This window comes from Hydrotalea sandarakina (assembly GCF_003254115.1).
In the GTDB taxonomy this organism is placed as follows: Bacteria; Bacteroidota; Bacteroidia; order Chitinophagales; family Chitinophagaceae; genus Hydrotalea; species Hydrotalea sandarakina.
The window spans coordinates 1-6,625 of the sequence record NZ_QKZV01000016.1; the positions used below are offsets into that span (position 1 = coordinate 1).

General features: G+C 34.9%; 11 protein-coding genes. All 11 read left to right on the forward strand.

The window, feature by feature from the left end:
• Window positions 1-76 precede the first annotated feature (76 nt).
• A complete protein-coding gene (locus tag LX80_RS14105; protein WP_111297294.1) occupies window positions 77-481 on the forward strand; it encodes a DUF1801 domain-containing protein in 405 nt (134 codons plus the stop codon).
• A gap of 157 nt (window positions 482-638) precedes the next feature.
• Window positions 639-1,103 (forward strand): SRPBCC family protein, encoded by a 465-nt coding sequence (locus LX80_RS14110; RefSeq protein WP_170120476.1) that lies wholly within the window; start codon window positions 639-641, stop codon window positions 1,101-1,103.
• A gap of 37 nt (window positions 1,104-1,140) precedes the next feature.
• Window positions 1,141-1,566, forward strand: a complete 426-nt coding sequence (locus LX80_RS14115) for an SRPBCC family protein (protein ID WP_111297296.1) — start codon at window positions 1,141-1,143, stop codon at window positions 1,564-1,566.
• 283 nt (window positions 1,567-1,849) lie between these two features.
• Window positions 1,850-2,170: an ArsR/SmtB family transcription factor gene (locus LX80_RS14120; protein WP_111297297.1), complete on the forward strand. Its 321-nt coding sequence runs from the start codon at window positions 1,850-1,852 to the stop codon at window positions 2,168-2,170.
• Complete coding sequence (locus LX80_RS14125) at window positions 2,167-2,664, forward strand: SRPBCC family protein (protein WP_111297298.1); 498 nt, start codon at window positions 2,167-2,169, stop codon at window positions 2,662-2,664. The genes LX80_RS14120 and LX80_RS14125 overlap by 4 nt, the downstream gene beginning before the upstream one ends.
• Before the next feature lie 4 nt (window positions 2,665-2,668).
• A complete protein-coding gene (locus tag LX80_RS14130; protein ID WP_211307786.1) occupies window positions 2,669-3,259 on the forward strand; it encodes a VOC family protein in 591 nt (196 codons plus the stop codon).
• A gap of 23 nt (window positions 3,260-3,282) precedes the next feature.
• A complete protein-coding gene (locus LX80_RS14135) occupies window positions 3,283-3,708 on the forward strand; it encodes a VOC family protein (protein ID WP_111297299.1) in 426 nt (141 codons plus the stop codon).
• A gap of 264 nt (window positions 3,709-3,972) precedes the next feature.
• Entirely contained in the window at window positions 3,973-4,833 is an 861-nt protein-coding gene (locus tag LX80_RS14140) for a hypothetical protein (protein WP_111297300.1), read from the forward strand.
• Window position 4,834: 1 nt separating this feature from the next.
• Window positions 4,835-5,755 (forward strand): DNA-methyltransferase, encoded by a 921-nt coding sequence (locus tag LX80_RS14145; protein ID WP_111297301.1) that lies wholly within the window; start codon window positions 4,835-4,837, stop codon window positions 5,753-5,755.
• Between the two features lie 222 nt (window positions 5,756-5,977).
• Window positions 5,978-6,295, forward strand: coding sequence for a hypothetical protein (locus LX80_RS14150; protein WP_111297302.1), 318 nt, complete (start codon window positions 5,978-5,980; stop codon window positions 6,293-6,295).
• 36 nt (window positions 6,296-6,331) lie between these two features.
• On the forward strand, window positions 6,332-6,625 hold a 294-nt coding region (locus LX80_RS14155; RefSeq protein ID WP_111297303.1), incomplete at its 3' end, for a transposase.

Sequence of the window (6,625 nt, forward strand, 5' to 3'; positions counted from 1 at the left end):
CGTTAGCGGTCATTGTAGAACGAAAATTCCAACATTCAAAGACTGACAAAAAATATAAATTATTACACATTGTAAAATGGCAAAACAAACGACTAATCTAAACAGTGAGGTGACTATCTTTTTAGACGAATTAAGTCACCCATTCAGAAATGAAATTGAGCAGTTACGCAATTGTATATTAACAGCGAATAACGAATTGACTGAAAATATAAAATGGAATGGGCCAAACTATTGTTTTAACAATGAGGACAGAATTACGATGAGAATTCAGCCACCTACAAAACAAGTCCAACTAATTTTTCATAGAGGAGCAAGCAAGCAGCCCCAACCCAAAGACAAAATAATTTCAAACAAAAGTAAAATGTTAATTTGGAAAGAAAATGACCGAGCAATAGTAACCTTCAAAAGCCTGCAAGAAATCGAAAGAGGAAAGACAGAACTGACAAGCATAGTAACAGAATGGATAATTGCCGCAAAATAAAACAACGAACTGCTAACAGCGTGTTTCCTAAATTTGAGGTCGTTGTATTAATGCGACTCAGTCAAATAAACAAATAAATAAAACGGTAGAAAGAAAATTACTAAACTAATCAACAGACAAAAACTGAAATATTAACAAATAAAAAGCAGAAAAAAATATGGAGAAAAGCAAATTGCCGACTGTAGAATGTCAAATGATGATAAGAAAATCTATATCAGAAGTTTTTCAATCTTTTATTGACCCAGCTATTACAACGAAATTTTGGTTTACTAAATCAAGCGGACAATTAGAAGTTGGCAAGACAGTCACTTGGGAATGGGAAATGTATTATGTTTCAAGTGGAATACAGGTAAAGGAAATTATACCAAATAAAAAAATTACAATTGAATGGGATGACCCAACAACAACGGTTGACTTTGAGTTTACAGCATTAACAGATAACTCAACTTATGTCGTTATTAAAAACTACGGTTTTAGCCAAACAGGTGACGACTTAATCGAGATAATTAAAAACAATACGGGTGGCTTTACTACCGTTTTAGATGGACTAAAAGCTTATCTAGAATTTGGGATTGAACTTAACTTAATAGGAGATAAATTTCCTCATTTAGGTCAGAAATAATAACATTAAAAACAATCCATTAAAAAATAAAATTATTATGCGTACAAATCATCAATCAAAATATCAGACATTAATTAAAGCCCCAATAGAAAAAGTTTGGGAAGCATTAATAAATCCTGAATTAGTAAAACAGTACTTTTTTGGCTCAAATCAAGAAACAGATTGGAGTGTTGGTAGTAAAATTTTATGGACAGGGGAATATGAAGGCTCTAAGTATGTTGACAAAGGCGTAGTTATGGAATTTTTACCCAACAAGAAACTTTCTTATTCTTATTTGAGTAGTTGGAGTGGATTGGATGATAAACCCGAAAATTACCTATTAGTTTCTTATGAAGTAACTCAAACAAAAGGAGGAACAGAATTGATTATCACGCAGTCAAACTATGATGAAGAAAAAGCAAAACATTCTTCTGAAAATTGGGCAGTAGTAATTGACGGATTAAGGAAACTTGTAGAAAAATAAACAACGACCCGCTAACACGGGTTTTGCGTCAGGCGGGGTGACGTACAAACTTGGAGCTTTTTGCTTCTATTCAAGTTCAGTGTTGGTTAACAGTTTTGTGCTCCGAAACCCGCCCGAACGCAAAGCCCGAAAACGTTAGCACCAATTTTAGGACGACCGAGCAAACCGACAATTCCGACCGACTTTTCAATCATCTGACAAAAATTTGAAAATAAATTTGCGAAACCGAAAAGTTGCACATATATTTGCAACCGATTAGTTTCACAAATAAAACAATAAGACAATGAGACGAGACATTTTTCAGGCAATTTCAGACCCGACAAGACGAGCTATCATCGCCTTAATTGCATTACAGGCAATGACACCAAATGCTATTGCCGAGAACTTTAACACGACTCGACAAGCCGTTTCAAAACATCTTCGCATTTTGACAGAGTGTGAACTTGTAAAACAGGAACAACAAGGAAGAGAAATATACTACTCTCTTGAAATCAACAAAATGAAAGAAATAGACAAATGGCTAGAGCAGTTCCGAAAAATTTGGGAAACCCGTTTCAACCAACTTGACAAAGTATTATCAACAATTAAAAAACAGAAAAAATGAATAATCTATTATTTGACTTCACAGTTGACAAATCAACAAAGACGGTATTCATAACAAGAGAATTTGAAGCCGAACAATCATTGGTATGGGACGCCTTTACCAAAAAAGAAATTCTCGACCAATGGTGGGCTCCTAAACCCTTTGAATCAAGAACAAAAGTTTTGGACTTTAAAGTAGGCGGACGAAGATTTTATGCAATGGTGAGTGCAGAAGGACAGGAATTAAATTATTCCATTCAAACTTATACATCTATTTCACCAAAAACTAATTTCAAGTTTGAAAGTGTGTTTGCTGATAAAGACGAAAATCCATTTCCTCCAGGTTCATCTTGGGATTTAACTTTTAGCGAAGAAAATGGAATAACAAAAGTGAGTATTTCAATTTATAACGAATCGCTTGAAAGAATGGAAAAGATGATAGAAATGGGCTTCAAGGAAGGGTTTACAGCTACCTTGAATGAATTAGGGAATTTATTACAAACACTTAAAAAATAACACTATGAAAAATACACTTAAATTATTGACAGCCGTATCAATAGCGACTTTAATGGGTTGTGGAAATTTTCAACAGAATGCACACGAAAACAGTAATACGGATACAACTACAACAAAGAAGACAGAAATGATTTCACAAAAAATTACACCCTCAATTTGGGTAGAGACAACAGACGCAAAAGCAGTAGCAGATTATTACCTTTCCATTTTTAAAGATGGTAAAATGAAAGAGCATCATAAATATACAAATCCACCAGAAGCAGGTGGTGGTAATTTTGAAACTGCAATTGTAGAAATTGCTGGAATGGAATTAAATATTTTAGCAGCAGGACCATTTCAGAAATTTAATGAATCTGTTTCGTTTGTCATTAACTGCAAAGACCAAGCAGAAGTTGATTATTATTGGAATGCATTGACTACAAATGGCGGACAAGAAAGTTCTTGTGGCTGGTGTAAAGACAAATATGGTTTATCGTGGCAAGTTGTGCCGGTTGAATACTTTGACCTTATAAACAGCGATGACCCAAAAGTTAGAGACAAGGCAATGAAAAACACACTTAATCAAAAGAAAATTATTTTATCAGAACTCAAATAATAACAATCAAAACAAATAAAAAAATGGCACAAATTAATCCACACATCAACTTTAATGGAAATGCAGAAGAAGCATTTACCTTTTACAAATCAGTATTTGGCGGTGAGTTTTCAAAGGTTGTTCGCTTTAAAGAAATTTCAAGCCCTGAATATCCAATTCCTGCAAACGAAGAAAACAAACTAATGTATATTTCTTTGCCTATTGGCGGTAGTGTTCTAATGGCTAACGACATTTTAGAAGTAATGGGTAAAGTAAGTGAAGAAGAAAACAGAAGCAAAATTACAATCAGTGCAGAAAGCAAAGAAGAAGCCTACAAAATATTTAATGGACTTTCAGCAGGCGGACAAGTTGAAATGCCTCTGGACGAAAATCCTGATGGGACTTATTTTGCTATGTTTCGAGACAAATACGGAATTGAATGGATGGTAAAATTTGACCCCAAAGAATAACGAATAAATCATCTGTGTTCACCGACAGACAAAGAAAAACTGGTGCTAACAGCGGTTTGGCAAAAGTGGCGGTTTCGTGCTTCGTATGACAGTTTTTCGTAAATTTGAAGTGCGTGCTTCGTATGAACATTTGTGGTAAAAATCGCCACCTTCGCCAAGCCGCAAAACGTTGGTGTGCAATGGAAAAAAGACACCGAAAATGCAAGTAACCCGACAAATAAGAGTAAATTTGAACCCTAAAAATAACATAAGTAAGAATAGAAGATGACACTTTGGAACAACGACACTGAGATACAATTTTTTACAGAAGCATTAAAGAATTTTGCTTCCCCAGAACAGCTATTTTACAACTTACAAGGTGGTTATTTTGCCTATGTTCCAAAAGGCTCAGACGCAGAAGGACAAACCTTGCAAAGTAGAAATTCGCTTATAGGACAGTTTACTGAAAAATGGAGCAAAACACTTTTTGAACCAATCGCCAAAGAATTAGGGTTACACGCAGTAAATAGTGTAGTTTGTGACGAACTTGGTTTGTCAAGACAATCAAGTGCAGACCTTGCGTTTTGCACAACAAACAATACTGTTCAAAAACCTGAAAACATAAAACTTCTGTTTGAAATTAAAATGAGTGTGGTTTCAAATTATAAATTCACACACCCAAACAATGTTGAATATGTAGGCGACTACAAACAACATAAAGGAAATCCTTCATTGTTACGTTCTGACTCAATGCTTAAAGCAATTGGCAAATCAATCAATATTCGTGTTTCAGGTATAGCTTCAACAAAAATACCAATGGTTGTTTTAGGCAACAGTCCTATAACTGACAGCTATATTAAGAAGGTAGATTTTTTAAAAACATCAGGAGTTATTCAAGGTTTTTGGTCTTTGAACCCAAATCCTACAAACTCTGATTATGTAAAGAACACACCAAAATTAGGGTTTCAAACAATTTTAGATAGAGAACAACTCTTCAATAATTGCAAAGAACTTGTAACCAATGATATGAATTACTTTTCTTCAATGATTTCAAAATTGAAACTTGGAGAAATTATAAGAATTGCAAGTCAAGAAAACACAGACATTGCAAAAGCAGAGAAATTTTTAACTTTAATCCGAAGCTAAAATGAAAAGACCAAAAGGAACAGAAACAAGTGCTTTCGGAACAAATGGAAGAATTAACCACGACAGCTCAAAGTTTTATAATTCTAAACTTTACACAAAGCTTGGCGACAAAAAAATTCTTGATAAGAATGAAAATGACTTTCCTGTCGAGTTAGAAAATAAATTTATTCTTGGCTCAGCAGAGAATATGAAAGAGTTGCCTGACAACTCAGTTCATTTAATGATTACTTCACCGCCTTACAATGTTTCAAAGGAGTATGATAAAGATTTATCACTAAATGAGTATTTACAATTTTTAGAAAACTCATTTAAAGAAACTTATAGAGTATTAGTTAATGGTGGACGTGCTTGTATAAATGTTGCCAATCTTGGCAGAAAACCATACATACCACTTTCTGACTATGTTTCTAAAATGATGATAGACATTGGCTTTAATATGCGTGGTGAAGTCATTTGGAACAAGGCAGCAAGTGCAAGTCCTTCAACAGCTTGGGGCAGTTGGCAAAGTGCAGCCAATCCAATTTTAAGAGACATTCACGAGTACATTTTAATTTTTTCAAAAGGAGATTACAAAAGAGAAAAAGGGAAAAAAGAAAATTCTATAAATAAGGAGCAGTTTATGGAATGGACAAAATCTATTTGGACAATGAATGCAGAAAGTGCAAGAAGAATTGGACACCCTGCACCTTTTCCAGAAGAACTACCTTATAGACTAATTCAACTTTATTCATTTAAAGGAGACATAATTCTTGACCCTTTTATGGGTAGTGGAACAACAGCAGTTGCAGCTATAAAGTCGGAAAGAAAATTTGTTGGTTACGATATTTCACAAGAGTACATTGACTTGGCAGAGAAAAGACTAAAACCATTTTTAGAACAGACAACTATAAAATTTGCGACAGTTGGAAATGACGAAGAATAGAACCACAGCACACAACAGCAGTTTGGCGAAATGGCGGGTTCAGTGGTTAATTGAACATTCTACCTCACATCAAATTTTGTGGTGTAATGACAGTTTTGTGCTCCGAATTCCGCCACTTCGCCAAGCTGCCAAACCGTTAGCGGTCATGCTATGACACCAGCGCTAACTTGAAACTGACAGACGAAAAACAAAAAAACTGGACAACAAAAACGACATTAAATTATGACAGAAATTAGAAACGCAATTTTAGCTGGACTGGCATTTGGACTTTTACTCGGACTTTTTTTTGCAGTTCGGTTTGACACTCATTACGCTTTAATTGCTGGACCAGTTTCTGGACTTGCTTTCGGGACAGCGTTATATTTCTTCGTGACTTCCAAGACAGTTAAGAAACAAACACAAATTGCAAATCTTGACGGCAAACCCATTATTCGTTCAGGAGGAGCTAATCACTTTATTAATGGTGAAGCAGTTGGCGGAAAACTTTACCTACTGACAGACAAACTTCAATTTCAATCTCACTGTCTTGTCCTAAAATAGGTTGACGAATAATCGTCACTTAAATTTGGACAAAATATGTTAGAAAAAGCAATTAAAAAAGAGGCTATTATAGCCGAGTATTTAACAGGCGATTACAGTTATCGCCAATTAGGAGTAAAACATGGCATTGATTTTCGTAAAATTCATAGTTGGGTGAGTAAGTATAAAGGAAAAATAAAGCCTGTTAAGCAAGCTTCTAAGAGGAAAGAGGAAGCAGCGGCATTACCAGCCGAGGTAAAACAACTGCAAGCCGAACTGCGTAAAGCTAAGCTACATAATGAAGTGCTGGAAGAAATGCTAAAGCTATCAGAGCAACTCACCGGAATAGAG

Bases quoted from the DNA above. Each gene is read 5' to 3' on its own strand.
- LX80_RS14130 (WP_211307786.1), top strand. From the start codon at position 2,669: ATGAAAAATACACTTAAATTATTGACAGCCGTATCAATAGCGACTTTA.
- LX80_RS14150 (WP_111297302.1), top strand. From the start codon at position 5,978: ATGACAGAAATTAGAAACGCAATTTTAGCTGGACTGGCATTTGGACTT.
- LX80_RS14105 (WP_111297294.1), top strand. From the start codon at position 77: ATGGCAAAACAAACGACTAATCTAAACAGTGAGGTGACTATCTTTTTA.
- LX80_RS14120 (WP_111297297.1), top strand. From the start codon at position 1,850: ATGAGACGAGACATTTTTCAGGCAATTTCAGACCCGACAAGACGAGCT.
- LX80_RS14145 (WP_111297301.1), top strand. From the start codon at position 4,835: ATGAAAAGACCAAAAGGAACAGAAACAAGTGCTTTCGGAACAAATGGA.
- LX80_RS14110 (WP_170120476.1), top strand. From the start codon at position 639: ATGGAGAAAAGCAAATTGCCGACTGTAGAATGTCAAATGATGATAAGA.
- LX80_RS14135 (WP_111297299.1), top strand. From the start codon at position 3,283: ATGGCACAAATTAATCCACACATCAACTTTAATGGAAATGCAGAAGAA.
- LX80_RS14140 (WP_111297300.1), top strand. From the start codon at position 3,973: ATGACACTTTGGAACAACGACACTGAGATACAATTTTTTACAGAAGCA.
- LX80_RS14125 (WP_111297298.1), top strand. From the start codon at position 2,167: ATGAATAATCTATTATTTGACTTCACAGTTGACAAATCAACAAAGACG.
- LX80_RS14115 (WP_111297296.1), top strand. From the start codon at position 1,141: ATGCGTACAAATCATCAATCAAAATATCAGACATTAATTAAAGCCCCA.